Source organism: Streptomyces apricus (assembly GCF_008369065.1).
GTDB lineage: Bacteria > Actinomycetota > Actinomycetes > Streptomycetales > Streptomycetaceae > Streptomyces > Streptomyces apricus.
In genome coordinates, this window is sequence record NZ_VDFC01000023.1 from 98,159 (window position 1) to 124,044 (window position 25,886).

At 72.9% G+C, this 25,886-nt stretch carries 21 protein-coding genes and 5 pseudogenes; 14 read left to right on the forward strand and 12 right to left on the reverse strand.

Features of this window, described 5'->3' with window-relative positions; translation table 11 throughout:
* Positions 1–44 precede the first annotated feature (44 nt).
* The 3 genes from FGF04_RS07765 to FGF04_RS07775 all read right to left on the reverse strand — a co-directional run bounded on the left by FGF04_RS07765 (position 45) and on the right by FGF04_RS07775 (position 3,389).
* Positions 45–923 (reverse strand): hypothetical protein, encoded by an 879-nt coding sequence (locus FGF04_RS07765; RefSeq protein ID WP_149510502.1) that lies wholly within the window; start codon positions 921–923, stop codon positions 45–47.
* Between the two features lie 118 nt (positions 924–1,041).
* Positions 1,042–2,568 (reverse strand): hypothetical protein, encoded by a 1,527-nt coding sequence (locus FGF04_RS07770; protein ID WP_149510503.1) that lies wholly within the window; start codon positions 2,566–2,568, stop codon positions 1,042–1,044.
* A gap of 71 nt (positions 2,569–2,639) precedes the next feature.
* Positions 2,640–3,389, reverse strand: coding sequence for a GntR family transcriptional regulator (locus FGF04_RS07775; protein ID WP_149510504.1), 750 nt, complete (start codon positions 3,387–3,389; stop codon positions 2,640–2,642).
* A 173-nt stretch (positions 3,390–3,562) separates the two neighbouring features.
* Between FGF04_RS07775 and FGF04_RS07780 the strand changes: the two genes are divergently transcribed.
* From FGF04_RS07780 to FGF04_RS07810, 7 genes and pseudogenes are all read left to right on the forward strand, one after another.
* Positions 3,563–4,882, forward strand: coding sequence for an MFS transporter (locus tag FGF04_RS07780; protein ID WP_149510505.1), 1,320 nt, complete (start codon positions 3,563–3,565; stop codon positions 4,880–4,882).
* Positions 4,879–5,721: a putative hydro-lyase gene (locus tag FGF04_RS07785; RefSeq protein ID WP_149510506.1), complete on the forward strand. Its 843-nt coding sequence runs from the start codon at positions 4,879–4,881 to the stop codon at positions 5,719–5,721. Before FGF04_RS07780 ends, FGF04_RS07785 begins: the two co-directional genes overlap by 4 nt.
* A gap of 21 nt (positions 5,722–5,742) precedes the next feature.
* Positions 5,743–6,513: a LamB/YcsF family protein gene (locus tag FGF04_RS07790; protein ID WP_149510507.1), complete on the forward strand. Its 771-nt coding sequence runs from the start codon at positions 5,743–5,745 to the stop codon at positions 6,511–6,513.
* On the forward strand, positions 6,510–7,154 hold the full coding sequence (locus FGF04_RS07795) for a 5-oxoprolinase subunit B family protein (protein WP_149510508.1): 645 nt from the start codon (positions 6,510–6,512) through the stop codon (positions 7,152–7,154). Before FGF04_RS07790 ends, FGF04_RS07795 begins: the two co-directional genes overlap by 4 nt.
* A complete protein-coding gene (locus FGF04_RS07800; protein WP_149510509.1) occupies positions 7,154–8,035 on the forward strand; it encodes a 5-oxoprolinase subunit C family protein in 882 nt (293 codons plus the stop codon). The genes FGF04_RS07795 and FGF04_RS07800 overlap by 1 nt, the downstream gene beginning before the upstream one ends.
* Positions 8,036–8,196: 161 nt before the next feature.
* Entirely contained in the window at positions 8,197–8,784 is a 588-nt protein-coding gene (locus FGF04_RS07805; RefSeq protein WP_149510510.1) for a GNAT family N-acetyltransferase, read from the forward strand.
* Between the two features lie 90 nt (positions 8,785–8,874).
* A pseudogene (locus FGF04_RS07810) lies at positions 8,875–10,008 on the forward strand (transposase); the annotation flags it as partial.
* A gap of 177 nt (positions 10,009–10,185) precedes the next feature.
* Here FGF04_RS07810 and FGF04_RS07815 read toward each other — a convergent pair.
* Positions 10,186–10,752: a DUF4240 domain-containing protein gene (locus tag FGF04_RS07815; RefSeq protein ID WP_149510511.1), complete on the reverse strand. Its 567-nt coding sequence runs from the start codon at positions 10,750–10,752 to the stop codon at positions 10,186–10,188.
* 219 nt (positions 10,753–10,971) lie between these two features.
* On the opposite strand from FGF04_RS07815, the gene FGF04_RS07820 reads away from it, so the two are divergent.
* Entirely contained in the window at positions 10,972–12,138 is a 1,167-nt protein-coding gene (locus FGF04_RS07820; protein WP_235882236.1) for a pentapeptide repeat-containing protein, read from the forward strand.
* Between the two features lie 63 nt (positions 12,139–12,201).
* Here the strand turns inward: FGF04_RS07820 and FGF04_RS07825 are convergent.
* The 6 genes and pseudogenes from FGF04_RS07825 to FGF04_RS07850 all read right to left on the reverse strand — a co-directional run.
* Positions 12,202–12,312 (reverse strand): annotated as a pseudogene (locus FGF04_RS07825) (IS21-like element helper ATPase IstB); the annotation flags it as partial.
* Positions 12,313–12,814: 502 nt separating this feature from the next.
* Positions 12,815–13,384, reverse strand: a pseudogene (locus FGF04_RS07830) (SGNH/GDSL hydrolase family protein); the annotation flags it as partial.
* Positions 13,381–14,649 (reverse strand): glycosyltransferase, encoded by a 1,269-nt coding sequence (locus tag FGF04_RS07835; protein WP_149510512.1) that lies wholly within the window; start codon positions 14,647–14,649, stop codon positions 13,381–13,383. The gene FGF04_RS07835 and the pseudogene FGF04_RS07830, both read right to left, overlap by 4 nt.
* Positions 14,646–15,770, reverse strand: coding sequence for a glycosyltransferase family 4 protein (locus FGF04_RS07840; protein ID WP_149510513.1), 1,125 nt, complete (start codon positions 15,768–15,770; stop codon positions 14,646–14,648). Before FGF04_RS07840 ends, FGF04_RS07835 begins: the two co-directional genes overlap by 4 nt.
* 174 nt (positions 15,771–15,944) lie before the next feature.
* Entirely contained in the window at positions 15,945–17,363 is a 1,419-nt protein-coding gene (locus FGF04_RS07845) for a HEAT repeat domain-containing protein (protein WP_149510514.1), read from the reverse strand.
* A 300-nt stretch (positions 17,364–17,663) separates the two neighbouring features.
* Positions 17,664–18,056: an ankyrin repeat domain-containing protein gene (locus tag FGF04_RS07850; protein WP_149510515.1), complete on the reverse strand. Its 393-nt coding sequence runs from the start codon at positions 18,054–18,056 to the stop codon at positions 17,664–17,666.
* Positions 18,057–18,337: 281 nt separating this feature from the next.
* Between FGF04_RS07850 and FGF04_RS07855 the strand changes: the two genes are divergently transcribed.
* Together FGF04_RS07855 and FGF04_RS42230 are read left to right on the forward strand one after the other, a co-directional pair.
* Positions 18,338–18,532: a hypothetical protein gene (locus FGF04_RS07855; RefSeq protein WP_055517700.1), complete on the forward strand. Its 195-nt coding sequence runs from the start codon at positions 18,338–18,340 to the stop codon at positions 18,530–18,532.
* Between the two features lie 46 nt (positions 18,533–18,578).
* Positions 18,579–19,952: pseudogene (locus tag FGF04_RS42230) on the forward strand (hypothetical protein); the annotation flags it as partial.
* Here FGF04_RS42230 and FGF04_RS07865 read toward each other — a convergent pair.
* Positions 19,926–21,278 (reverse strand): annotated as a pseudogene (locus FGF04_RS07865) (SCO1417 family PLP biosynthesis transcription factor); the annotation flags it as partial. The pseudogenes FGF04_RS42230 and FGF04_RS07865 sit on opposite strands and share 27 nt — an antisense overlap.
* Before the next feature lie 99 nt (positions 21,279–21,377).
* On the opposite strand from FGF04_RS07865, the gene yczE reads away from it, so the two are divergent.
* The 4 genes from yczE (at position 21,378) to FGF04_RS07885 (ending at position 24,853) form a co-directional block, all read left to right on the forward strand.
* Entirely contained in the window at positions 21,378–22,088 is a 711-nt protein-coding gene (gene yczE / locus FGF04_RS39950; RefSeq protein ID WP_188113992.1) for a membrane protein YczE, read from the forward strand.
* Positions 22,085–22,852: a glycerophosphodiester phosphodiesterase gene (locus FGF04_RS07875; RefSeq protein ID WP_149510516.1), complete on the forward strand. Its 768-nt coding sequence runs from the start codon at positions 22,085–22,087 to the stop codon at positions 22,850–22,852. Before yczE ends, FGF04_RS07875 begins: the two co-directional genes overlap by 4 nt.
* A gap of 19 nt (positions 22,853–22,871) precedes the next feature.
* A complete protein-coding gene (locus tag FGF04_RS07880; protein WP_149510517.1) occupies positions 22,872–24,224 on the forward strand; it encodes an MFS transporter in 1,353 nt (450 codons plus the stop codon).
* Between the two features lie 254 nt (positions 24,225–24,478).
* The gene (locus FGF04_RS07885; RefSeq protein WP_003977404.1) at positions 24,479–24,853 is read left to right on the forward strand and encodes an RNA polymerase-binding protein RbpA; all 375 of its coding nucleotides are present in this window, start codon (positions 24,479–24,481) and stop codon (positions 24,851–24,853) included.
* A 240-nt stretch (positions 24,854–25,093) separates the two neighbouring features.
* Here FGF04_RS07885 and fxsA read toward each other — a convergent pair whose 3' ends face one another.
* The gene (fxsA, locus tag FGF04_RS07890; RefSeq protein WP_149510518.1) at positions 25,094–25,666 is read right to left on the reverse strand and encodes an FxsA family membrane protein; all 573 of its coding nucleotides are present in this window, start codon (positions 25,664–25,666) and stop codon (positions 25,094–25,096) included.
* Positions 25,667–25,886 lie beyond the last annotated feature (220 nt).

Sequence of the window (25,886 nt, forward strand, 5' to 3'; positions counted from 1 at the left end):
GACGGGGGGAGGGCGGGGACGTCCTGGCGGGTCGTCCCGGTCGGTCACGCGTGGAACGGCAGCCCCGCGTCGGCGACCAGCTCCAGGTCGTCGGTGTCCTCGGCGGGCAGCAGGCTCGCGGTGCCGTCGGTGACCGGTACGACGCCCAGCTCCAGCAGCTCGGCCAGGGCGGCGCTGCCCGCCATGTCCCGGACCTGGAGCTGGTAGCGGGCGGTCGTCCGGTACGTCCCCCCGGCGTCGTCCCCCGTGCGCTGCAGGAAGCCGGAGTCGGTGAGGAAGGCGACCGCCTTGCCGACGATGCCGGTGGTCGAACCGGCCAGTCTGCGCGCGTCCTTGGTGGCCCCGGCGGCGCTGCGGCGCGCCCAGATCCGCCAGGCGGACTCCAGCCCGGGGGCGTCCGTCGCCGGGTCGGTGTTCTCGCCCTGCTCCTCGGCCCGCTCCTCCAGACGCCGGCAGGCCTGGCGGACGAACGCGTCGACGCCGTTGACCGACACCCGCCCGATGTACCCGTCGTCCGCGAGGTCCTCGGGCCGCGGGAAGGCCAGGGCGGCGACGGCGAGGTGGGCGAGGCCGTGCAGGAACCGGTCGGCCGAGTCGGCGGAGGCGCGCCGCGCGTAGTCGCCCATGCGCACGGCGAACACCGAGTCCTCGGCGGCCGTCACCGCCATGCCGGCCCGCGGGGACACCTCCAGCACGACGAGCCCGAGCCCGGTGGCGACGGCGTCGGCGAGCCGCGCGAACGGCGGGTCCTCGCGGTAGCGCCGCAGCAGCTCGGTGTACTCCTGGTCCCGCGCGGGCTGCAGTTTGGGCTGCAGCCCGAAGGCGACGAGCCGGGCGGCGTCGGCGGCGTCGGCGGGCGTGACGGCGGCKCCCGCCTGCGCGCCGACCGCCTCCGGCTCGCTCCACTCGCCCTGCTCACTCATCACCACGACAACTCCTTGAACTCGATGGCAGGGCTCGGCATGAGCGCCCCTCCAGGGGCGCGGGGAACTGCGCGCCCGGCCACGGACGGCCTGCACCCGGCCACCAACCCACGGAACATCACCCGGACTCCGTCCGACCCGCGGCCATCCCGGCCACGTCCAGCAGAGCCATCCCCACGATCAGGTCGGCGCCGCCGAACTCCGGGTCGTCCAGCTCCACCCCGTCGTCCACGGCGAACAGCAGCCGCTCCTCCCCCTGCCGGTAGGCGGTGCCGACCGGCGGACTCGCCGCGTGCACCGCCAGCAGGGCGACCAGGTAGGGCAGCTCGGGATCCCGCCGCCGCGCGTCCGCGAGCAGCCCGGACAGCCGTCGCGGCGCGTCGGCGGGCAGGTCGAGCAGCTCCATGGCGGCGGCGAGCTGCTCCTCGCTGAACCGGCTGTCGTCCGGGGTCGCTATCAGGTCGGGCTCGGGCATCTCGGCGCCGAGGTGCTCGCGCTCCACCGGCGGCGTCAGCAGCAGGTCGACCAGGTCCCCGACCCGTACGGAGGCGGGGGTGCGCAGTCCGGTCCCGCGCGTGAAGAAGGCGTCGGTCACCCGCAGCGCCTGCTCGACGGGCAGGGGCAGCACGGGCGCGACGAGGTGGCCGTACAGGTCGATGCCGGAGGTGGTCATCGGGGTGGCGAAGGCCTGCCGGTCCTGCTCGGCACGGAACAGCGGACCGGCCTCCAGGAGGCGGGACTGCAGCTGGGTGTGGCGCCGGATGCAGTCCTTGACGATGTCGACGAGCTCGGCGGCCCGGCGCTTCTGCTCGGGGTCCTCGGACTCGTCGCGCGCCTTGCGGATGTTGGTGAGGATCGCGTTCTCGTGGCGGTAGCGGTCGGCCACGTGGTCGAGGGCCTCGGCGATCATGTCGGGCACGGCCTGCAGCCAGTCCACCGCCCGGACGTTGCGCCGGGTGGCGTCCAGGGCCCTGCGCAGCGTCTCCGAGTACTGCACGGTCCGGTAGCGGGCCTGCTCGGCGGCGAGCTGGGCGTCCGCGAGGCGGCCCCGGCTGATCAGTACCTCCAGCTTGACCTCGGCGGCGATCTGGGCGCTGGTGACGTCGGTGTCGAGGGCGCCCACCAGGACGTTGACCGCCTCGTCCGTCGTGCGGAGGTAGACGCTCCCCCCGTACCCCGGCACCTCCTCGATCAGCTTGAAGTCGTAGTCGCGGCGCACGTACGAGCCGTCGGGCGCGAAGGTTCCGTACACGGCCCGGAAGCCGCGGTCGACGCTGCCGACGTTGATCAGGTTCTCCAGGACCCAGCGGGCCACCCGCTCGTGCTCGGCGACGGGCCGGCGCGGGGCCTGGGCGGCGATGCGCGGGATGAGCCTGGCCACGATCTGGTCGTGGTCGGCGCCCGTGTCGAAGTCCATGTTCAGCGTGATGAGGTCGATGGAGGCGAGGGCGACCTCCGCCATCCCGTAGACCGAGTACTCACCCGCGAGGTTCGCCTTGCGCACGTCCAGGTCGTGCAGGGGTGCGGTGCAGGCGAGCGCGCGCAGGCGGCGCGCCAGGCCCTCGTCGGCGGCCGGCCCCGGAGCGGGGCGCGGCGCCGCGCTGAGCTGGGGCGGAGCGGGGTCCGTCGGTGCGGGCGAAGTCACGGTGCACAGACTAGGTCCTGGGTCTGACAACCACCGAAACGCTCCGCCGGGCGCGGTGGGGTGCTTCGGGCCTATTGTCCCGTGCGGGCCGAATGTGGCTGGTCGCGCAGTTCCCCGCGCCCCTTCGGGGGCGCTCCTTCCACCACCCGGCGGGCGTACGCCTCCGTCACCCTTCTGCGGGAGTCGTCGAGGTATACGGCCAGCAGGTTCTCCGCCTCGCCCCGGTCGCCGTCCTGGAGGGCCCGCAGGATCTGGCCGTTGCGGGCCAGGTAGGGCTCGTGGAGGCGCTTCGGGTCGTCCACCAGGTGGAAGGCGAGGCGCAGTTCCGCGAAGACGCTGCGCATCAGCTCGTCGGTGCGGGCGCTGCCGGCGAGGGCCACCAGTGCGCGGTGGAAGTGGATGTTGGCCGTGCCCAGGCCCTTCCAGTCGCCGTCGCGGGTCGCCCGCCGGCCGTCCTCGACCGCGGCGGCGAGGTCGTCCAGCGCGTGGGGCGGCTCGCCCAGTCCACGGACGACGGCGCATTCGACGAGGTGGCGGATGCGGTAGATGTCCTCGACGTCCTCGACGGTCAGGACCCGTACGAACACGCCCCGGTTGAGCCGGTGGACCAGCAGCCGCTCGTGCGTGAGCAGCCGGAACGCCTCGCGCAGCGTGTTGCGCGAGACCCCGAGCGCGTTGCCGATGCTGTCCTCGGACAGGCGCGTGCCGGGCGGGAAGTACCCGTCGGCGATCCGGCCGCGCAGGATGTCCGACACCCGTTCGGCGGTGCTGGTGCGGCCCAGCAGCGCGCGGTCGTCCTCCAGTGCGTTCAGTTCGGCCACGCCCGAATTCAATCGCAGATACCAGAACGAAACAACATGGGTATTGAAGGATCGTTCAACGATCCTCTACCTTGCTCATCAGGCGCCGGCCGCTCCCCGCGCCGGGGCCGACCGCCTCCGCACGGCACGGCTCAGTCCCGAAGCACCCTCCGTCCCTCATCTGCGAGGTGCCCATGAGCACGACCCCTCCACCGCAGGCCCTGCCCACCGAGAAGCGCTCCGGAGACGCCGATCCCCTCGCCGACGAGGGCGCGTTCGCCTGGCTGCGCGCCCTCGGACCGCGGGGCCGCCGCGCCTTCGGCGGCGCGTTCGGCGGCTACGCCCTGGACTCGTACGACTACTTCACGCTGCCGCTGAGCATGGTGGCCCTGGCGGCGTACTTCGGTCTGAGCAGCGGCCAGACCGGGCTGTTCACGACCGTCACGCTGGTCGTGTCGGCGATCGGCGGCGCAGTCGCCGGCGTCATGGCGGACCGGATCGGGCGCGTCAAGGCGCTGATGATCACCGTGATCACGTACGCGGTCTTCACCGTGGCCTGCGGTTTCGCACCCAACTACGAGACGCTGCTGGTCTTCCGCGCGCTCCAGGGCCTCGGTTTCGGCGGCGAGTGGGCGGTCGGCGCGATCCTGGTCGCGGAGTACGCGAGCCCCAGGCACCGGGGGCGCACGCTCGGCGCGATCCAGAGCGCCTGGGCCGTGGGCTGGGGCCTCGCCGTGGTGGTCTACACGCTGGTCTTCCAGTTCCTCGACGACGACATCGCCTGGCGCGTGATGTTCTGGACCGGGGCGCTGCCGGCGCTGCTGGTCGTCTGGGTGCGCCGCCGGGTGCAGGACGCCCCGGAGGCGGCCGAACGCCGCGAGGAGAGCTCCGAGAAGGGTTCCTTCGCCGCCATCTTCAGGCCGGGCACGCCCGACGCGCCCGGCCTGCTGCGGACGACGCTGTTCGCGGTGCTGCTCTCCACCGGTGTGCAGGGCGGCTACTACACGCTGGCCACCTGGGTCCCGACGTACCTCAAGACGGACCGCGGGCTGTCCGTCGTCGGCACCGGCGGCTACCTGGCGTTCCTGATCTCGGGGGCCTTCATCGGCTACCTGACCGGCGGCTACCTGACCGACAGGCTGGGCCGCAAGCGCAACATCCTGCTCTTCGCGGTCCTGTCGGCGGTCTGCATCCTGGCCTACGCGAACATCCCGAGCGGCGCCGACACACTCGTGCTGGTGCTCGGCTTCCCGCTCGGGTTCTGCATGTCGGCGATCTTCAGCGGCTTCGGCTCGTTCCTGAGCGAGCTGTACCCGACCGCCGTGCGCGGTACGGGGCAGGGCTTCACGTACAACACCGGCCGTGCCGTGGGCGCGGTCTTCCCGACCCTGGTCGGCTTCCTGGCCGACAGCTGGGGCGTCGGGGGCGCGCTGGTCTTCGGCGCGATCGGATACGGTCTCGCGGCACTGGCCCTGATCGGGCTGCCCGAGACCCGCGGGAAGGAGCTCCTGTGACCGGATCACCGAGTACGCGGCACCGCCCGACCCGCCGCCTCCCCGGCACGGCCGACGAGCACGCGCACGCGTGGAGCCCGGCCGAGGCGCGCTCCCGGTTCCGGGCGGGCCTGTCGGGTCCGACCGCGGGCTGGGCGCCGGGCCACACCCAGGCGAACCTGATCTCGGTGCCGGCCGACTGGGCGTACGACATGCTGCTGTTCTGCCAGCGCAACCCGAAGGCCTGCCCGGTCCTCGACGTCACCGACGCCGGTTCCCCGGCGACCGTCCTGGCCGAGGGCGCCGACCTGCGCACCGATCTGCCGCGCTACCGGGTGTGGGAGCACGGCGAGCTGGTGGAGGAGCCCACCGACGTGGTGGCGCACTGGCGGAAGGACCTGGTGTCGTTCCTCATCGGGTGCAGCTTCACCTTCGAGGGGGCGCTGGTCGGGGCGGGCGTGCCGATGCGCCACATCGAGCAGGGCCGCAACGTCTCCATGTACGTGACCAACCGTCAGTGCCGTCCCGCCGGGCGGCTGCGCGGGCCCATGGTGGTGTCCATGCGCCCGGTGCCTCCCGAGCACCTGCCCGCGGCGATCCGGGAGACCAGCCTGCTGCCCGCGGTGCACGGCAGCCCGGTGTACTGCGGCGACCCGGGCGCCCTCGGGATCGAGGACCTGGGCCGCCCGGACTTCGGCGACCCGGTGGACATGGAGCCGGACGACATCCCGGTGTTCTGGGCCTGCGGCGTGACGCCGCAGGCGGCGGTCATGGCCTCGCGCCCGCCGTTCGCCATCACCCACGCACCGGGGCAGATGTTCCTCACCGACGCCCGCGACGAGCAGTACCGCGTCGCCTGACCGGAGAACGGACACTCCTGTATGACCTCCACCGACACCTGCGTCGATCTCAACGCCGACCTCGGCGAGGGCTTCGGCCGCTGGCACCTCACCGACGACGAGGGACTGCTGTCCGTCGTCACCAGCGCCAACGTGGCCTGCGGCTTCCACGCCGGGGACCCCGCCACCATGCGGCGGGTCTGCGACCTGGCCGCCGAGCGCGGCGTACGGATCGGCGCCCAGGTCTCCTACCGGGACCTGGCGGGCTTCGGACGGCGCGCGATGGACGTGCCGCCCGGCGAGCTGGCGGCCGAGGTGGCCTACCAGATCGGCGCCCTGGAGGTCTTCGCGCGCGCCGCGGGCGCACGCGTGGCGTACGTCAAACCGCACGGCGCGCTCTACAACCGCGTGGTGCACGACGAGGAGCAGGCCGGGGCGGTCGTGGCCGGGGTGCTGCTGGCCGGCGCCTCGCTCCCGGTGCTCGGCCTGCCCGGCTCGCGGTTCCTCGACGCGGCCGGGAAGGCGGGGCTGCCGGTGGTCACCGAGGCGTTCGCGGACCGCGCCTACACGGACGGGGGCACGCTCGTGCCGCGCGGCCGGGACGGCGCGGTGATCGCCGACCCGGGCACCGTCGTGGAACGCTCGGTGGGCCTCGCGCGTTCTGGTGTCGTGACGTCGCACAGCGGACGCGAGATCGCGGTGCGGGCCCGGTCGCTGTGCCTGCACGGCGACACACCGGGCGCGGTGGACCTGGCCCGCCGGGTCCGGGCACGGCTGGAGGAGTCGGGCGTCCGGGTGGAGGCATTCGCATGAGGGCACTGCCGGTCGGTGACCGTGCCCTGCTCGTCGAGGTGTCCTCGGACGAGGAGGCGCAGGCGCTCCACGCCGAGCTGCTGCGCCGCCGCGCGGCGGGGTCCCTGCGGGTGCGCGAGATCGTCCCCGCGGCCCGTACGGTCCTCCTGGACGGGCTCGACGAGCCGGGCCGGCTCGCCGCACAGCTGTCCGACGCGCGGCTGCCGCCCGTGCCGCCGCCCGCGAAGGACGCCGTGGAGATCCCCGTGCGCTACGACGGCCCCGATCTGGCGGACGTCGCGGAGCGCTGGGGCGTGTCCCCGCGGGAGGTCGCGCGGATCCACGCGGCGGCCGCGTTCCGGGTCGCCTTCTGCGGCTTCGCGCCCGGCTTCGGCTACCTCACCGGGCTCCCGGCCCGGTACGCCGTACCGCGGCACGCGACGCCCCGTACGGCGGTCCCGGCGGGTTCCGTGGGCCTGGCGGGCCCGTACACGGGTGTGTACCCGCGCTCCTCGCCGGGCGGCTGGCGGCTGATCGGCACGACGGACGCCGTCCTGTGGGACCACACCCGCGAACCGGCCGCGCTGCTGTCGCCGGGCACACCGGTCCGCTTCGTCCCGGTGGACCCCCTCCCGGTGGCCCCCTTCCCGGTGGACTCCTGATGACCGACCGCGCGCTCGTCGTCGTACGGCCCGGGGCGCTGACCACGGTCCAGGACCGCGGACGCCCGGGCCACGCACACCTCGGCGTACCGCGCTCCGGGGCGCTGGACGCGCCCGCCGCCGCCCTGATGAACCGGCTGGTCGGCAATCCGCCCGGCGCGGCCGTCCTGGAGACGACGCTCGACGGATGCGACCTGCGGCCGCGTTCGGCGGTCACGGTGGCCGTGGGCGGCGCCCCGTGCCCCGTCTCGGTGAACGGCCGCCCTGCCCCGTGGGGTGCTCCGGTGCACGTGCCGGCCGGCGCCCTGCTGTCGGTGGGCAAGGCCGTCTCCGGAGTACGCACCTACGTGGCCGTGTCCGGCGGGGTGGCCGTCGACCCGGTGCTGGGCAGCCGCTCGACGGACCTGCTGTCGGGGCTCGGCCCGCCGCCCCTCACCGCCGGGACGGTGCTGCCGCTGGGCAGGCCGGACGGCACCCACGCGCGCGTGGACGTCGTCCCGCAGCCGTCCCCGCCGACCGAGCTGGTCCTGCGGGTGACGCCCGGTCCGCGCGACGACTGGTTCACGGCGGCGGCGCTGCGCACCTTCACCACGCGGACCTACCGGGTCTCCGCGTCGAGCAACCGCATCGGCCTGCGCACGGAGGGGCCCGCCCTGGAGCGGGCGGTCGACGGCGAACTGCCCAGCGAGGGCATGGTCCTGGGCGCGATCCAGGTCCCCCCGGACGGCCGCCCGGTGATCTTCCTGGCCGACCACCCCACGACGGGCGGCTACCCGGTGATAGCGGTGGTCCACCCGAAAGACCTCCCGGCAACGGCCCAGGCCACCCCGGGCACCCCCGTCCACTTCACCTTCGTCTCCGGAAGAAACGACCGCTTCTAGGGGCGCGGGGAACGGCGCAGTCTTTTAGCTTGCCATTTAACGTCCGCACTGAACGCGTTCCTTATTTGGCATATTCAGCGGCGTTGAAGTGCCAGTTCATAGGTGGTTCGAAGGTGGGCAAAGGCTTGGACCTTGGGTACTGCAACGTGATCGAATAGAGGATGACATCGTTCTGGACGGGCAAGCGGGTACGTCTGCGCGGCATCGAGCCCGACGACTGGACCGCGTTCATGCGCTTTGCTGTGGACGAGGAGCGGTTGGGAGATCTGCTGCAACCACCTCGGTCGGCCGAGGGCTTCCGCACCTGGGCGAAGGAACAGGCTGTTGCCCAGTCCGATGGAGAATGCTTCGTGTTGGCTGTTGAAGCGGTCGACACAGGGGACACAGTCGGCAGTATCGGCTCGCACCACGCTGATCCGCGTGCGGGCTGGTTCGAGTACGGCGTCACAATAGGCGCTGATCATCGGGGCAAGGGATACGCCGCGGAAGCAGTGGTGATGCTGCTGCGCTTCATGTTTGCCGAGCGGCGCTATCACAGGTGCCAAGCCCGGATCTTCGCCCACAACGAAGGGTCGCTGATCTTTCATCGTCGGCTCGGCTTCGTGGAGGAGGGACGCCTTCGCGACCACGTGTTCTTCGCTGGTCGTTACCACGATCTCGTCATGACGAGCATGCTCGCTGACGAGTTCGCGCAGCTGCACTCGATGAACGAGCATCTGGATGTCGCCTCGAACGCATCTCGAACTTGACCTGCATTCTTTGAGTTCAGTGGACGCGAAGGCGGCCGTCGTCTGCTCCTGTGCTCCGTCACAGAGTGGATCAGCGCGAAGGCCGTGGTCATGGGCCTGGAGCATCAAGGCGTCCTGCGGGATGCGTTCGCGGAAGTGTCACGCTTCCGCTCGGAGCTGTACGCGTGTCTGACTGCTCGGGGCGACGCCACCCGGCTGCGTCGAGCCTTGGCGGGGGTGCCATTGCCGAGGACGGCGGACGGTCGGCTGGTGTCGGCGGTGGATGTCTCGCTGTAGCTGCGACCGGACGCCAACACGTGTACTGACCGGGCCTTCTGCCAAACCTTCGGGCGGGGCGAGGGCAAGCACCAGATGGTGCCCGGCTGGCCTTACTCGGTGGCGGCCGCGCTGGAGACCGGCCGCACATCCTGGACGGCGGTGCCAGACGCGGTCCGTCTTCAGCCCGGCGCCGATGTCGCCGCTGTGACCGCGGTGCAGATTCGCGACGTCATCGAGCGCCTCGTCGCCGTCGGCCAATGGCGACCGGATGCCCCGGAGATCCTGGTCGTGCTGGACGCCGGATACGACGCTCCGCGCATCGCCCACCTGCTGGCCGGGCTGCCCATCGGGATCCTCGGCCGGCTTCGTCCGGATCGGGTAATGCGGCGTCAGGGTCCTTCCCGCGAAGAGTTTCACCTGGCCAACCCCAAGGGCGGCCGGCCGCCCAAGCACGGTGACGAGTTCATCTTCGGCGACCCCACGTCCTGGGGTGTCGAGCAGGCCGTGACGGTCACGGACACCCGGCTCTATGGGAAGGCGATCGCGCAGGCGTGGGACCGACTGCACCCGCGGCTGACCCGCCGGGCCGCATGGCTCGACCACGACGGGCCTCCGCCCATGATCGAGGGCACTGTCGTCCGCCTGGTCGTGGAGAAGCTGCCCAGCGGCGGGGTCAACAAGCCCGTCTGGCTGTGGTGGTCGGGCACAGGCGCCACCGAACCGGATGTCGACCGCTGCTGGCAGTCCTTCCTCCGCCGCTTCGGCATCGAGCACACATTTCGCCTGTTCAAGCAGACTCTGGGGTGGACCAGACCCCGGCTGCGCAGCTCGGAAGCAGCCGACCGGTGGACCTGGTCGGTGATCGCTGCCTATGCCCAGCTCCGGCTCGTCCGACCGCTGGCCGCCGACCTCCGCAGGCCCTGGGAGAAGCCAGCCGAGCCGAACAGGCTGACACCCGCCCGCGTCACGCACTTGGCTTGAGTTTTAACCTCAGGCCAGCCCTTGGTGTTCGTCGTGGGCGCAAAGCCACTGATGAGCAGCGGTTCGACGTGTCCTGACCGGCCGTCGACCGGGGTTCTGAGACACCGGCCGATGCGGCGCCCTTCCCACGGGGGTTCCGGATCCCGCGGATCCCGGTGTGAGTCAGTCTGGTCCGAGACCGTGATGGAGCGCAGCGAGCCGCGGCAGACGCCAACGCACCTGCTGGGCATCGTCGAAGTCGAACGACTCGCCCATGCCCTGGCTGTTCTCCTCTTCGGTCGTGGCACGAGCGTCGGTGTAGGCCTCCCATGCCTCCCAAAAGGCATCCGAATCACCAGTCAGTCGCTCATATGCCCTGGCCGATACGAAGTTGAAGGCTTCATCGAATATGACGTCTTGGTCCCCGGTGGCCGCCGCGACACGCACAGCAGGGTGTTCGGCAAGGGCGTCAGGGCAGGCAGCAGCCCGTTCGTACCACTCACGTCCGAGCGCCACCAGACCCGCCGTGAAGTCGCTGAACCGGTCATCGGAGCAGCCCCCGCCGATGAGGTAGGCGGCCGCCCACACGTCCCAGCGGTAGACCTCGTCGCGCAGACGGGAGAATTGGTGCTCGAAGGCGAGGATCGCTTCCGCGGGCAGGACCGACAGATGGTCGACGACGGCGACATCGAGCGGCTTGTCACTGCCCTCAGCCGCGTCGAGCACGCGCCAGAACGCTTCGGTGTCCATGGCGGGCAGTCTGTCAGGAGCTACGACAGCTTTCTCCGCACGGGCGCAGAGGGTTAAAACTCAAGCTCAGCGATCACAGGGCTCACACATGTCGATGAGAACTGGCAACGCCTTGCGCGTTGTCCGGTGATTGCCCGTCGAGCCAGTGGCGGTTGAACGCCGCCACTCGAAGGCGTGCGCCTTGATCGTCTTTTGGGCGGCGCCTAGGCTTCCATGCTCATGGAGATGGGGGAGCCGGGCCGCGGTCGCAGGCCGTGGCGCGACCGGCTGGTCAAGTATCGTTCGATCGCGGCCCTGCTGGCCGGGGCAGCAGGGCTGGCCCTTCTTGGCACGGTGCTCGTCGTCCTGCCGGGTGTGGTGGTCGAGCACGACCTCGCCGGGGCGAGCATCGCCGCGCAGGACCGGCTCAAAGCGGTGAACGACGTCCGTACGACACTTCTGCAGGCCGTGGGCGGCATGGTCGTACTGTTCGGCGCGTATGCCACGTGGCGGCAACTACGCGTCAGCCAGGACGGCTTGCGCGCCACCCAGGAAGGTTACGTCACCGACCGGTTCAGCACGGCCGTCGATCAGCTCGGCAGCGACAAGCTGGAAACACGCATCGGCGGGCTCCACGCGCTGTGGCGCATCGCAGAGCACTCCGCCCGCGACCGCGAGGCCGTCATCTCCATTCAGGCCGCTTACCTGCGTACGCACCTGCCCTGGCCGCCCGCCGGACCGCAAGCTCCCGCGGCGGACACGTCCATCAACGATGTCGCGCCGTTGGAGGTCCGTGCCGCTGATGCCCAGGTGGCGCTGACCGGGCTCGGTGTGTTGTTGCTGCAACCCCGGGAGCAGTCCTGGATCAATCTCAGCGTCACGGACCTGCGCCGGGCCGACTGCGACGGGCTGTGGCTGCCTGAGGTCAACCTCGACCGGTCCTGCATGGAGGCGGCGGGCCTGTACCACGCCAACTTGACGCAGGCGTCTCTCGTCTCGGTCAACCTACGCCACGCCGACCTCAAGACCGCGATCCTGCGCCGGGCCCGCTGCGTCCTGGCCGACCTGCGGGGCGCCCGGCTGGTCGAAACCGACCTGCGTGACGCGGACTTCACCGAGGCAGACCTCCGCGAGGCGAACCTGCGCAAGGCCGACGCAGGCGGCACTGTCTTCCGCAGCGCCGATCTGCGCCTGACCGACCTGCGTGGCGCGAACTTGGGCACGGCCGACCTTCTCCAGGCACGTCTGACCGGCGCGCTGGCCAGCACACACACGCGCTGGCCGGCCGGTTTCGACCACGCGGCCGCCGGCGTCGTCATCACCGACGATCCCGGCCCCGAACCTCCGCCACTGCTCCAGCCTTCAGGGATAACGACGCAGCACCCGCCCCTGCGGTCCATGCCGTGACCGAGGGGCCCGCTGCGCGCGGGAGGGCTTGGCCGGCTGACTCCTCCTTCCCGAGGTCCGTGGTCAGCTCGTGGCAGCGTCCTGCCCGGCGGCCCGGGCCCTGATGTCGGCGAGCCGGTAGGACTCGGTACCGGTCTCGATGATGGTGCCGCCGAAGGTGAGCCGGTCCACCAGCCGCGTCCCATGCAGCCTGGTTTCTTCCGGGGCTCAGGCCACACCGACTTCAACGCGGCTTTGACCGTGCGGAATCCGACACCGTGCTCGCACATCAAGACCCGGTAGAACATCCCCTCCCGGACATTACGGCGGATCGCCGCGTACAGATCGACCTTGCATTCGGTGGCGCCATCGCACGCTCATCCCGCAGAGCACCCTCGGGCTCACACCGCAAAGCCCCGGGTGTTGCCAGAACTCAGCGATACCGCCCTCCGGGAGAACCGAGCGTTCCCCGCTCTGAGCGACAAGTGGTGTCAGCTCCCACGTACAAAGCCATGAATCCCTTTTTGCGGAGCCTCAATCCTCTGCTCACCTTCAAAAACACCTATTTAAGGGCGCGGGGAACTGCGCGACCAGCCCCCACGCGCCAAAAGGCGGAGGCGGCTACGCCACATCAGCCGCACCGGCCGAGGCGGCGTCGGCGGCATCCGCAACGACAAGCCCACCCAACGCCACCCCCGTGGAACCGCAGCGCGAGCTGCCGGTGCCCCCGCTCCCCCGGATGCAGCCGGTCCACGCTCCACATGCCCCGGTCCGCGACCCAGTCGCCCTCGGCGGCGTGCAGGTGCACGGCCCCGTACCGCCCGGACAGGGCGTGCACGACCGTGTTCACGGCCCGCTGACGCCGTGCGAGCGGCCGCGCCAGTACGCCCGGCAGCCCCAGCATCGTCCCGGGGTCGGGCAGACAGGCGGTGAGCAGGACGGCGTCCTGCCCGGTGAGGGCGGCGTACACCCGGTCCAGCCGCTCGGCCACGGCCCGGATGTCGAAGGTGCGCCGCAGGGTGTCGTTCACGCCGACGACGACCGAGGCGACGTCCGGCCGCGCGGCGAGCGCGGCCGGCAGCTGGCGCTCCAGCACGTCGTGCGTCTGCGCACCGCTGACGGCGAGGTTACGGAACTCCACCGGCGTCTGCGCCGGGCCGAGACCGGCGGCGAGCAGCGCGGCCCAGCCGCGCCACCCGTCGCCCACGGGGTCGCCCACCCCTTCCGTCAGGGAGTCCCCCAGCGCCACGAACCGGCGGGGTCTCATACGGCGCCCTCCCGGGGCCGCGGCACCCCGGGAAGGGGTACCGCTACGGGAAGGGGCACCGTCGCGGGACGGGGCACGGCCGCGGGGAGCGGTTCCGGCGGCCCCAAGCGGACGGCCGCGTCGTGCGCGGCGAGGAACGCCCCCACGGCAGCCGGCCACCCGAAACAGGCGGCACGCGCGCGTGCCGCCTCCCGCCGCTCGTCCTCGAGCCGGTCCAGGAGCATCCGGACCGCGGCGCCGAAGGCCGCCCCGGTGTCCGCGGCGGTGGCCCCGGCGGAGCCGACGACCTCCGGGAGGGCGGAGGAGGCGCTGGCGACGACGGGGGTGCCGCAGGCCATCGCCTCCAGGGCGGCGAGCCCGAAGGTCTCGGCGGGTCCCGGCGCCAGGCACACGTCGGCGGAGGCCTGGAGGGCGCCGAGGAGCAGGGCGTCGGCGACGTGACCGAGGAAGTGGACCGGCAGCCGCCGCTCGCGCGCCCGCTGTGCGAGCCGGGCCCGCAGCGGTCCGTCGCCGGCCACCACGAGCACCGCGCGCCGCCCACCGCGCAGCAGTGCCTCCAGCGCGTCCAGCGCCGTGCCGGGCCGCTTCTCGACGGAGAGCCGGGAGCACATCACCAGCAGCACCTCGTCCGGGCGGGCGTACCGGGCCCGCAGCGCCGGGTCCCGCAGCCCCGGGTGCCTGCCCTCCAGGTCGACGCCCAGGGGGGCGCGTACGACGTTGCGGGCGCCGATGCGGACGAACTCGCGCTCCGCGAACTCCGTGGTGCACACGACCCGCGCGTAGTGGTGCGCGGTACGGAGGTTGAGGGAGTCGGAGGCCCGCCGGGCCAGGCCCGCCGGCAGGCCCCAGGTGCGCAGCACACCGTCGGCGGTCTCGTGGGAGACCATCACGGCGGGCACCCGGGCGCGCCGCGCCCAGACACCGGTCCAGCGCAGCGTCGTGCGGTCGCAGACCTCCAGGCGGTCGGGGGCGAGCGCCTCCAGGAGCGCGGCCACTCGCCGCCGGTCGGTGAGGACGCGGTAGCCGCCGGTGCCGGGCAGCAGCGGGCCCGGCAGGGTGATGACGCGCCCCTGCCCGGTCTCGCGGTCCGAGAGGCGCTCGCCGGGCACGATCAGTACGGGCCGGTGCCCGGCGGCCCGGTAGCCGGCGCCCAGTTCGCGCAGCGCGGTCCGCAGGCCCCCCGAGGCGGGCGCGACGAAGTTGGCGAGCCGCACGATGGTCAGCGCCCCGCCGCCCGGTGCTCCGGTGCTCAAGGGCCCGTTCATGCCGCCAGCACCGCCCGCCCGGCGAGGACCTCTGTGTAGTGCTCGATGAGCGCGTCTCCGACGGCCGCCCAGGTGCGGCCCTCCACGGTGCGCCGGGCCTCCGCGCCGTACGCGGCGCGCAGCAAGGGGTCGGCGGCGAGCGACCGCACGGCCTCGCGCACGGCGACCCCGTCGCGCGGCGGGACGAGGAGCCCGGTACGCCCGTGGGCCACCAGGTCCAGCGGGCCGCCCGCGGCGGGGGCGACGACCGGGACACCGCTCGCCATCGCCTCCTGGACCGTCTGGCAGAAGGTCTCGAACGGCCCGGTGTGCACGAAGACGTCGAGCGAGGCGAAGATCCGGGCGAGTTCGTCGCCGGTGCGGCGGCCCAGGAAGACCGCTCCGGGCAGCGCGTGCTCCAGGCCCGGCCGGCTGGGCCCGTCGCCCACGACGACGACGCGGACGCCGTCGAGTTCGCAGGCCCCGGCGAGGAGCGCGACCTGCTTCTCGGGGGCGAGGCGGCCCACGTAGCCGACGATCAGCTCGCCGTTCGGGGCCAGTTCGCGGCGCAGGGCCTCGTCCCGGTGCCGGGGCCGGAAACGGACGGTGTCGACGCCGCGCGGCCACAGCCGCACCCGGGGCACCCCGTGCGCCTCCAGGTCGTGCAGGGCGGCGCCGGACGGGGCGAGCGTACGGTCGGCGGCGGCGTGGACGGCGCGGATGCGGCGCCAGGCGGCGGCCTCGCCCGTGCCCATGTACGTACGGGCGTAGCCGGCGAGGTCGGTCTGGTAGACGGCCACGGCGGGGATGCCGAGGCGGCCCGCAGCGGCCATGCCGCGCACGCCGAGGACGAAGGGACTGGCCAGGTGGACGATGTCCGCGCGGTGCGCGGCGATCGCGGCGGCGACGCGGCGGCTGGGGAGGGCGACGCGGACCTGGGGGTAGCCGGGGAGCGGCAGGGACGGGATCCGGACGACGGGGCAGGGCGCCTCGGCGTCGGCCCCGTTCCCGGAGGAGGCCGCGGGTGCGACGACGACGGGGGTGTGACCGCGCTCGACGAGGTGCCGGGCGGTCTGGAGCGCGCAGTGGGCCACGCCGTTCACATCGGGGGGAAAGGACTCGGTCACGATGACGACACGCATACGGGTGTTGTCGTCGCGCAGGACGTGGACGCGCCGAAGTGGATCTGTCCGGCCGGGGAACGCACCGTGAGCGTTGCGCTCCGCGCCCCCTCCCGTCACGGACCGGTCACGCTCCGGCGTCCGGGCCCGTACCTGCGGGACACGGGCCGGTGACGGGAGGCGTACCGGCCGGTCTCACACGGCGGAGGTGTCGGGGCCGATGCGGCTGCGGACGGCGCTCTGGACGTCGGCCTCCTCGGCCGGATCGGCGGCGAGCCTGCGCAGCCGCTCGACGACCCGGGCGTCCCCGGTCTCGGCGTGCCGGGCGGCGACCTCGCGGGTGGTCTCCTCGCAGTCCCAGAGGCACTCGACGGCGAATCCGGCGGGGAAGGAGGGGTCGGTGGCGGCCAGGGCGCGGGCCGCCCGTCCGCGCAGGTGGGACGAGGCCGTTTCGCGGTAGATGTGCCGCAGGACGGGGGCCGCCCCCGCGATCCCGAGGCGTCCGGCGCCGTCGACGAGGGTCCACAGGGTCTGCGCGTCGGGCCCTTCCCCGCGTACGGCCTCGCGCAGGGCGTCCAGGACGAGTTCGCTGTCCTGTGCGCCGCCCCGGCAGGCGAGGACGCGTCCGGCGGCCTCTCCCAGGGCGTCGGGGCGGTGGACCCAGCCGCGGGCCCGCTGCACCGCCGCGGCGGTGTGCATCCGTTCGAAGGCGTCCACGGCGGCGTCCACGACGAGCCGTGAGCCGGAGTCCTGCGCCGCCTCGACCAGGTCCAGCGTCCCGGGATCGTTGCTGTCGGCGAGATAGCGCAGGGCGGTGCACCGGGCGCCGTCGTCGCCGGTGCGGGCGGCCTCGACGATCTCGGGGCGGTCCTCGGGCCCGGCGACGGCCGTGAGGCAGCGCGCGGCGGGCACATGGAGGGCGGCGCCGCGTTCGACGCCCTGCTGGGCCCATTCGAAGACGGCCCGCACGCTCCATCCGGGGCGGGGCCCGGGCGGCCGCATCTGCCGCTGCCACCGGTCGAAGGAACCGGCCTCCTGGGCCGCACGCACGCGCGTGCTCACGGATGCGCGGGGGTCCTCGGCCCACAGCCGCCAGGGCCGCGGTTCGAAGGAGTCCCGTACGACGGCCGCCAGTTCGGCCTCGCCCTCGGGGCCGGCGGGGAACCGGGCGAGGACGGGGACCGCGAGGGCGCGCAGGCCGGCGTCGTCGTCGCGCAGCGCCAGTTCGTCGAGGGCCCAGGCCCAGTTGCTGCCGCGGGCGGCGTACCGCCGCAGCAGCTCCAGGGCGTCCCGCCTGCCGTACGAGGCGAGGTGGCCGAGGACGGCGAGCGCGAGGCCCGTGCGGGACTCGTCGGTGTCGAGCACGTCCGCCGCGTCGAAGAGGTGCGCCTCGATCGCGTCGAGACGGCCGTTCAGGTCGAGGTGGAGGCGGGCGTAATAAAGAGAGCGGTTCTCCACCTGCCAGTCGTGGCGGGGGTCGCTCAGGACACAGTGGTCCAGTGCCGCGAGCGCTTCGGCGCGCGGTGCGGTGAGCGCGTGCAGCGTGCCGTCGCCGCGGCCCCTCTGGAGCAGACCGAGCAGTGTACCGCTGGGCGCTATGACCGGATCGAACATGGGAAACAGCCTCACATCAAGCGTCGACGCAACCGGGGTCCTGCTCTACCTGGCCGCGTGACAACACGTCGGGGCGCCCGCCGTTTCCTGCTTGCTGTAGACCATCTTCCTCTGCCTCTCGTCGGTGGCCCGTGCGGGCCGCATCACGGTCCGCGCGGTGCGGCAACACCTGCCCAGCCATCGCGTCCGTGAATCACGACGTCATGATGACCCAGCCGTTCTCGCTGCCGCGACCGCATTTCCGGCGGCCCCGTTCCGCCTCCCCCGAAAAACATGTCCCGCCTGGTCGGGGCGGGTGGTTCAGTGTGCTCCGAACAGCTGGAGCAGTTCGGTCTTCGCGAACATCCGCGCCGTGTCGACGGCGGACGGCGTGCCCGCCGAGGGGTCCGCGCCCGCGTCGAGGAGGACGCGGATGACGGCGTCCTCGCCCTTGAAGACGGCTCCGGCGAGCGGGGTCTGGCCCCGGTCGTTGATGCGGTCCGCCTCCGCGCCGCGCTCCAGGAGGGCGCGCACCGCGTCGGCGTGACCGTGGTAGGCGGCGAGCATCACGAGCGAGTCGCCGCGGTCGTTGGTGAGATTGGCCGGCACGCCCGCGTCGACGTACGACACGAGCGCCTCGGTCCGCCCCTGCCGGGCCAGATCGAAGATCTTGGTCGCCAGCTCCACGACCTCGGGGTCGGGGGCTTCGGTCATCGACGGGACCACCTCTCGTTGCGCAGCGTGTGCGGCCGTCCGTGGTGCGGCCGTACGAGTGAATCGCCAGCGTACTGGCTCGGCGGGCACATGACCCCGTCATCACGCGGCAAGGATCACCACGAATCCCGTGAAACCGGTCGGCCGGGCCGGTCGCGGGGCGGGGCCATCAGGGTGAAATGAATTGATATTCACCCAGTTGCACCTTTTATCGTATGGATACATGCTGTGAGCCTGGAAGTACTCATGGTGACTGTCCCCATCGACCAGGAGAAACTCTCATGATCCTGTCCATCTCAGGTGTGGTCCTGCTCGGCATCATCGTCTTCCTCTTCTTCCGCAAGGACGGCCTCAAGGCCTCCCACGCGATGGTGTGCGCCCTGTTCGGGTTCTACCTCGCGGGTACGGCCATCGCCCCGAGCATCACGGCCGGCAGCGCGAGCCTGGCCGGGCTGCTGGGCGGGATCAAGTTCTGACCCGTCCCGACCGCACGCACCCCGCACGCACCTCCAGGAGACAGCAGTGGCACGGCGCCCCCTTCCCCGCATTCTGAGTACCGGCAGCGCGCAGATCGCCCGCAGCCGGGACCTGGCCCGGACGGCCGCCGACAGCGCCACCGACGTCCTCCACCCCCTCATCACGATCAGTCGTGGACTGCGCCGGCTGGCGGCCGCCGGGCGGCGCAGGTGGGCGGAGACCCCCAAGGACCGGCGCGGTCCGCTGCTGTTCCTGGTGGCCTCGGTCGTCCTGATCGTGGGCCTCCTCCCGTACGGGCCGCTGCTCGCCGTCGTCACGCTGATGGCGGCGGCCGCGTGGCAGGGCAGGGACCGCACCCCGCCCGCGCCGGAGGGGCCCGACGAGGCACAGGGCAAGCGCCTGGAGTCCCTCTACGAGGCGCTCGTGCCGTACTTCTCGGTCCCCGAGGACCCGGCACCGCTGTACGCCCACGGCGGCGCGTGGGACCAGGCCTTCGAGTCGTACGAGTTCGACGGGAGCGGCCGCGTCTCGCACCTGTCCGTCCGCTACCCCGCCTACTTCCCGGACGGGGAGGCGGATGCGCGGGCCAGGATCGAGCAGTTGCTGCACGCCAAGTCGGGCCGGGGCCGGGAGTACCGCTTCACCTGGGACGAGGAGGGCAACCGGCTCACGGTCGCCGTCCTGGCGCCGCTGCCCACCGACATCGCCGCCCAGCGGTTCGTCACGGCGCCGGGTGAGACGGTCCTCGGCTTCACCGACCCGGCGGGCGTACGGCGCACGCTCCCCCTCACGTTCGGGGAGGAGCAGCGGGACGTCCCGCCGGTGGTCTGGCGCACCGGCGTGCGCTCCACCGAGCCGCACCTGCTCGCGGCCGGCGGGCCCGGCAGCGGCACCACCACGTTCCTGCGCTCTATCGCGCTACAGGCCCTSCYGCACGGCGACGTSSTGATCGTCGAGGGCGGCGGRACGGGCGAGTACGCGTGCCTGACGGGGCGGGCCGGCGTCCTGGGCATCGAGTGCGGTCTGGCGGGCGCGCTGGCCGGTCTCGAATGGGCCGCGCACGAAACGGAACGCCGCCTCGTCGCCGCGAACCGGGCCCGGCAGGCGGGCCTCACCCCGCCGGAGGACACGCGGCGCCCGCTCTGGCTGCTCCTCGACCGGCCGACCGCGCTCGGCCACCTGCCGGCCCCCGACGGCGGACGGGACGTGGGGACCCTCCTCCAGGTCCCGCTGCGACACGGCCGCGCGGCCGGTGTGACGGTCGTGGTGGCCGAGGAGTTCGACGCCCTGGAGTCGCTCGGCGAGGCGGTGCTCGCCCACACGCGCGCGCGTGTCGTCCTCGGCCCGGCGCCGGCGGCGCAGCTCCGCGCGGTGCTCGGGGCGCCCCCGCACGTCCACGCCGAAGCGGGGCCCGGACGGCACCCGCACCCCCACCCGCTCCCCGACCTCGGCCAGCCGCGAACCGGACAGGCCCCCCGTACGGACCCACAGCGTGAGCCCGCCGCGCGGCACGTCGAACTCCCAGCCGGGCAGCTCACGCCGCAGCGCCGCCACCAGCGCGTCCCGGTTCTCACGGGCCTGGTGGCGCCGCACCTCCACCGCCTGCTCCCAGCCACCCGTGCTGAGCAGCCAGTTCACGGCGAGCTGCTCCAGGACGGGCGTCCCGAGGTCTGCGTACGCCCGCGCCGCGACCAGGCTGCGGATCACGTCGGGCGCGGCGCGGACCCAGCCGATCCGCATGCCGGCCCAGAAGGCCTTGCTGGCCGACCCGACCGTGACGACGGTGGACCCGGCCGGGTCGAACCCGCAGACGGGACGCGGCAGTTCGAGCCCCTCGTCCAGGTGCAGCTCGCTCATGGTCTCGTCCACGACCAGCACGGTGCCGGCGGAGCGCGCCGCGTCGACGAGCTGCCGCCGCTGGTCCTCGTCCGCCAGCGCGCCGGTGGGGTTGTGGAAGTCCGCGACGACGTACGCGAGCCGGGGCGCGGCGTCGCGCAGCACCTGCCGCCAGCGGTCCAGGTCCCAGCCCGCCAGCCCCTCGGCCATGGCGACGGGCACCAGCCGGGCCCCCGCCTCGCGCATCAGCTGCAGGATGTTGGCGTACGAGGGCGACTCGACGGCGATGCGTTCCCCGCGCCCGGCGAAGAGGTGGCAGATCGCGTCGATGGCCCCCATGGCCCCGGTGGTCACCATGATCTGCTCGGGCATGGTGGGGATGCCGCGCGCGGTGTACCGGTCGGCGAGCGTCTGGCGCAGCGCGGGCAGCCCCGCCGGGTAGTCGCCGTGCGTGTGGGCGTACGGCGGCAGTTCGTCCAGGGCGCCCTGCACGGCACGGGTGAGCCAGGGCTCGGGCGCGGGCAGGGCGGCGCAGCCCAGGTCGATCATGGAGCCGAGGGCCTCGGGCGGCAGCGGTTCGAGGCCGCGCGCGGGCAGCGGGTTCCCGGCCGGCACGGCGGTCCAGCTGCCCGCGCCGCGCCGGGACTCCAGGAAGCCCTCGGCGCGCAGCGCCTCGTAGGCGGCCGCCACGGTGGTGCGGCTGACGGACAGGGAAAGGGCCAGTTCGCGCTCGGCGGGCAGTCGCGCGGCCACCGGGACCCGGCCTTCGAGGACGAGCAGCCGGATGCCGTCGGCGAGGGCGCGGTAGGCGGGCGGACGGCGCGTGCCGGGGCCCGCCGGGCGCTCCTGCTGCGAGCTGAACAACCGGGCCAGCTGGGCGGCGCCCACCGCCGAGGTCCACTGCGTCATGATTTCCGGTCCACCTTCCCCGAATTGGCCATGGAAGAGGCCGCTTCGCACGCCACAGAGTGGCACGGACCGGTCCACCTCCACCACCAGGGGCCCACCTTGTCCACTCCCCCACCGTCGCCGTCGCCGCTGCCGTCGTCCCCGCTGTCACCGCCACCTGCGCCGAGGCACCTGCCCCGCCGGCTCCTCCAGCTGTACGCGGGACTGGCCCTGTACGGGGTGAGCGCGGCCCTGCTCGTGCAGGCGGGTCTGGGCATGGAGCCGTGGGGCGTGCTGCACCAGGGCCTCGCCGAGCTGACGGGGCTGACGATCGGTGTCGTGTCGATCGTCGTGGGAGCCGTCGTCCTCCTCCTGTGGATCCCGCTGCGCCAGCGCCCGGGCCTCGGCACGGTGTCCAACGTCTTCGTGGTCGGCCTCGCGATGGACGGCGCGCTCGCGCTGCTCCCGGACGCGCACACCCTCACCGTCCGCGTCCCGCTGATGCTGGCCGGCGTCCTGCTGAACGGCGTGGCGACCGGCCTCTACATAGCCGCCCGCTTCGGTCCGGGCCCGCGCGACGGCCTGATGACGGGCCTGCACCGGCGCACCGGCCGCTCGATCCGCCTGGTGCGCACGGCCATCGAGGTGGCGGTGGTCGCGACGGGCTTCGTCCTCGGCGGCACGGTGGGCGCGGGCACCGTCCTGTACGCGCTCGCCATCGGGCCGCTCGCCCAGCTCTCCCTGCGCCTTTTCGCCGTCTCCCCGGCATCACCGGGCGGCAGCACGGTCGTTGCCGCCGGGCCGCCGGGGCAGGCCATACTGCCCGGGTGATCCCGCACGCGCGCCACCCCTACCTCGACCATCCCGGCCCCCTAGCCTTCGCCCACCGGGGCGGGGCCGCCGACGGCCTGGAGAACACCGCGGCCCAGTTCCACCGCGCGGTCGCGGCCGGCTACCGGTACATCGAGACCGATGTGCATGCCACGGCGGACGGCCGGCTCGTGGCCTTCCACGACGCGACGCTGGACCGGGTGACCGACGGCGCGGGGCGGATAGCGGACCTCCCCTGGTCCGACGTGCGCCACGCGCGCGTGGCGGGCGCCGAACCGGTCCCCCTGTTCGAGGAGCTGCTGGAGACCTTCCCCGAGGTCCGGTGGAACGTCGACGTGAAGGCGGAGCCCGCGCTGCGCCCGCTCCTGGACCTGATCCGGCGCACCGGGTCCTGGGACCGCGTCTGCGTCGGCTCCTTCTCCGAGGCGCGGGTCACCCGCGCCCAGCGCCTGGCGGGCCCGCGCCTGGCCACCTCGTACGGCACGCGGGGCGTCCTGGGGCTGCGGCTGCGGTCCTGGGGGCTGCCCGCCGCGCTGCGCCGCTCGGCGGTCTGCGCACAGGTGCCCGAGGCCCACGCGGGCGTGCCGGTGGTCGACCGGAGCTTCGTGCGCGCCGCCCACGCGCGCGGGCTGCAGGTCCACGTGTGGACGGTCAACGAGCCCGCACGGATGCACCGGCTCCTGGACCTGGGGGTCGATGGCATCATGACCGATCACATCGAGACGCTGCGCGGGGTCCTGAAGGACCGCGGCACCTGGGTCTGACGGGGAAGCGAGGGCGCGGGTGGGCACCGACACCGTGCAGGAACGGGCGGCCGGCGAGGCCGCCGAACGGCGGCGCGAACAACGCGGCTGGTACGTCTACGACTGGGCCTGCTCCGTCTACTCGACGAGCGTGCTCACCGTGTTCCTGGGCCCCTATCTGACGTCGGTCGCCAAGGCGGCCGCGGACGCGGACGGGTTCGTGCACCCGCTGGGGATCCCGCTGCGCGCGGGTTCGTTCTTCGCCTACTGCGTGTCCGCGTCCGTGGTCCTGTCGATCCTCGTGATGCCGCTCGCGGGCGCGGCGGCCGACCGGAGCGGCCGCAAGAAGCCGCTCCTGGCGCTCGCCGCCTACCTGGGCGCCGCCGCGACCGCGGGCATGTTCTTCCTGGACGGCGACCGCTATCTGCTGGGCGGCCTCCTGCTGATCGTGGCCAACGCCTCGCTGGCCGTCTCGATGGTGCTCTACAACTCCTACCTGCCGCAGATCGCCCCGCCCGAGGAGCGCGACGCGGTCTCCTCCCGGGGCTGGGCCTTCGGCTACGCGGCCGGGGCGCTGGTCCTGGTGGCGAACCTGGTGCTCTACAGCGGCCACGACTCCTTCGGCCTCTCCGAGTCGGAGGCGGTGCGCATCTGCCTGGCCTCGGCGGGCGTGTGGTGGGGCGCGTTCACGCTCGTACCGCTCAGGAGGCTGCGCGACCGCCGCACGGGGCCCGCCCCCGCGGGTACGGCGGCGCGCGGGTGGCGGCAACTGGCGGCCACCGTGCGCGACATGCGCCGGCAGCCGCTGACGCTCGCCTTCCTGCTCGCGTACCTCGTCTACAACGACGGCATCCAGACGGTCATCTCGCAGGCCTCCGTGTACGGCTCCGAGGAGCTGGGGCTCGGCCAGTCGACGCTGATCGTCGCCGTGCTGCTGGTCCAGCTGCTCGCGGTGGCGGGCGCCCTCGCGATGGGCCGGCTGGCCCGGACGTACGGCGCCAAGCGGACGATCCTGGGCTCCCTGGTCGCCTGGACCGTGACGCTGGCCGCCGGGTACTTCCTGCCGGCGGGGGCGCCCGCCTGGTTCTTCGTCCTGGCCGCCGGCATCGGGCTCGTCCTCGGCGGCAGCCAGGCCCTGTCCCGGTCCCTGTTCTCGCACCTGGTGCCGCCCGGCAAGGAGGCCGAGTACTTCTCCGCGTACGAGATGAGCGACCGGGGGATGAGCTGGCTGGGGCCGCTGCTGTTCGGCGTGACCTATCAGCTGACCGGAAGTTATCGGGACGCGATCATCTCGCTGGTGGCCTTCTTCGTGCTGGGATTCGTGCTGCTCGCGCGGGTACCCGTGCGGCAGGCGGTGCGCGACGCGGGCAATCCCGTTCCGGCGAGGATTTAGCGCTCGGCGCCAAAGGGCGGTAGTGTACGCGTTTGGCCTGCCAGGCGTACCGTTACTGCGCGTCAAAGATGCCGAAACGCCAGGTGACATCTTCTGTCAGATGTGACAAACCGGGCGCGGGTGGGTACTGCAAGGGCGGGTTCGACGGCGATGCAGGACCCGGAACGGGAATCTTTACCGCCGACCGGACGTTGACCGGATGACGACGACAGCGACACCTGTCCTGTGGGCGACAAGCCCGGGAGGCACGATTCATGAGTGAGCGAGCTCTTCGCGGCACGCGTCTCGTGGTGACTAGCTACGAGACGGACCGCGGCATCGACCTGGCTCCGCGCCAGGCCGTGGAGTACGCATGCGAGAAGGGCCATCGATTCGAGATGCCCTTCTCGGTGGAGGCGGAGATCCCGCCGGAGTGGGAGTGCAAGGTCTGCGGGGCCCAGGCACTCCTGGTGGACGGCGACGGCCCTGAAGAGAAGAAGGCCAAGCCCGCGCGTACGCACTGGGACATGCTGATGGAGCGGCGTACGCGGGAGGAGCTCGAAGAGGTCCTTGAGGAGCGCTTGGCCGTGCTTCGATCCGGAGCCATGAACATCGCGGTGCACCCCCGGGACAGCCGCAAGTCCGCGTAGTCCCTCCGGGGGCCGGGCGGCATACAGCGCAAGCACACGACCGCGGGCGCCGTACCTTTCGAGGTACGGCGCCCGCGGTGCGTTTCCGGGTGCGGGCCGTGTGGCGGGGCCGCGGTGCGTTTTCGGGTGCGGGTCCGCTGTGGCTGGTCGCGCAGTTCCCCGCGCCCCTAGGTACGTCAGCTCCTCCGGCGTTTGAGGAGCGGGGGTTCGGGGGCGAGGACCCGTCGGCGGTACGGCCGGTCAGTGCGGGGCGGGGTCCTCGCGGACGACCTCTCCCTGGACCACCTTGCCGTCGGGGCGGTGGATGCGGGCCTGCTGGAAGGCGTCCCCGAACGGGCCCGTCGCCTCCCGGACCTTCCGCTCGAACGTCCGCTCCGCGTACCGGCCGACGGCCTTCTGGACCGGCGGCACGAGCAGCAGCAGCCCGACCACGTCGGAGACGAGCCCCGGCAGCATCAGGAGCAGACCGCCGAGCATCATCAGCCCGTTGCCCTCGGAGTTCTTCCGGCCCTGCGGCGACGCACCGTCCTGCTGCCGCTGCAGCGTCTCGCTCAGCGCCCGGAACGCCCGCCGCCCCGCCCGCTTGATCACCACGGAACCGAGCACGAACCCGGCGACCAGCAGCAGGAGGACCGCGAAACCGCTCGCCGCGCCCGCCACCACCGTCAGCAGCCAGACCTCCAGCACGAGCCACGCGGCCACGCCCAGCGGCAGGAACCGCAGCAGGCGGGAGCGGCGGGGCCGGCCGGGGGCGGAGGAGGAGGCGGACGCGGAGGTGGAGGAGAAGGACGGGATCGGGGCGCCAGTCGTCATGCCCCCAGTGTGCCTGGCCGGGGCTCAGGACGACATAAACAGCTGATCAGCTCTTCTTGCCGCCCTGTTCACCCTGTTCGCCCTCTTCGACCTGTCCGCCCGGAACCGGCTCGTCCGCAGACGAGCCGCCCACCGGGGAAGCGTCCTGCGGGGAAGCACCCTCCGCGGGGCGGTCCTGCGCGGAAGCCACCTCGCGGGCGGGCGAGACGCGTCCCAGCAC

What these genes read in the sequence shown, in the direction of transcription:
- FGF04_RS07780 (WP_149510505.1), top strand. Translation starts at nt 3,563, where the DNA reads ATGAGCACGACCCCTCCACCGCAGGCCCTGCCCACCGAGAAGCGCTCC.
- FGF04_RS07790 (WP_149510507.1), top strand. Translation starts at nt 5,743, where the DNA reads ATGACCTCCACCGACACCTGCGTCGATCTCAACGCCGACCTCGGCGAG.
- FGF04_RS07795 (WP_149510508.1), top strand. Translation starts at nt 6,510, where the DNA reads ATGAGGGCACTGCCGGTCGGTGACCGTGCCCTGCTCGTCGAGGTGTCC.
- FGF04_RS07800 (WP_149510509.1), top strand. Translation starts at nt 7,154, where the DNA reads ATGACCGACCGCGCGCTCGTCGTCGTACGGCCCGGGGCGCTGACCACG.
- FGF04_RS07805 (WP_149510510.1), top strand. Translation starts at nt 8,197, where the DNA reads ATGACATCGTTCTGGACGGGCAAGCGGGTACGTCTGCGCGGCATCGAG.
- FGF04_RS07815 (WP_149510511.1), bottom strand. Translation starts at nt 10,752, where the DNA reads ATGGACACCGAAGCGTTCTGGCGCGTGCTCGACGCGGCTGAGGGCAGT.
- FGF04_RS07820 (WP_235882236.1), top strand. Translation starts at nt 10,972, where the DNA reads ATGGAGATGGGGGAGCCGGGCCGCGGTCGCAGGCCGTGGCGCGACCGG.
- FGF04_RS07835 (WP_149510512.1), bottom strand. Translation starts at nt 14,649, where the DNA reads ATGAACGGGCCCTTGAGCACCGGAGCACCGGGCGGCGGGGCGCTGACC.
- FGF04_RS07840 (WP_149510513.1), bottom strand. Translation starts at nt 15,770, where the DNA reads ATGCGTGTCGTCATCGTGACCGAGTCCTTTCCCCCCGATGTGAACGGC.
- FGF04_RS07845 (WP_149510514.1), bottom strand. Translation starts at nt 17,363, where the DNA reads ATGTTCGATCCGGTCATAGCGCCCAGCGGTACACTGCTCGGTCTGCTC.
- FGF04_RS07850 (WP_149510515.1), bottom strand. Translation starts at nt 18,056, where the DNA reads ATGACCGAAGCCCCCGACCCCGAGGTCGTGGAGCTGGCGACCAAGATC.
- FGF04_RS07855 (WP_055517700.1), top strand. Translation starts at nt 18,338, where the DNA reads ATGATCCTGTCCATCTCAGGTGTGGTCCTGCTCGGCATCATCGTCTTC.
- FGF04_RS07885 (WP_003977404.1), top strand. Translation starts at nt 24,479, where the DNA reads ATGAGTGAGCGAGCTCTTCGCGGCACGCGTCTCGTGGTGACTAGCTAC.
- fxsA (WP_149510518.1), bottom strand. Translation starts at nt 25,666, where the DNA reads ATGACGACTGGCGCCCCGATCCCGTCCTTCTCCTCCACCTCCGCGTCC.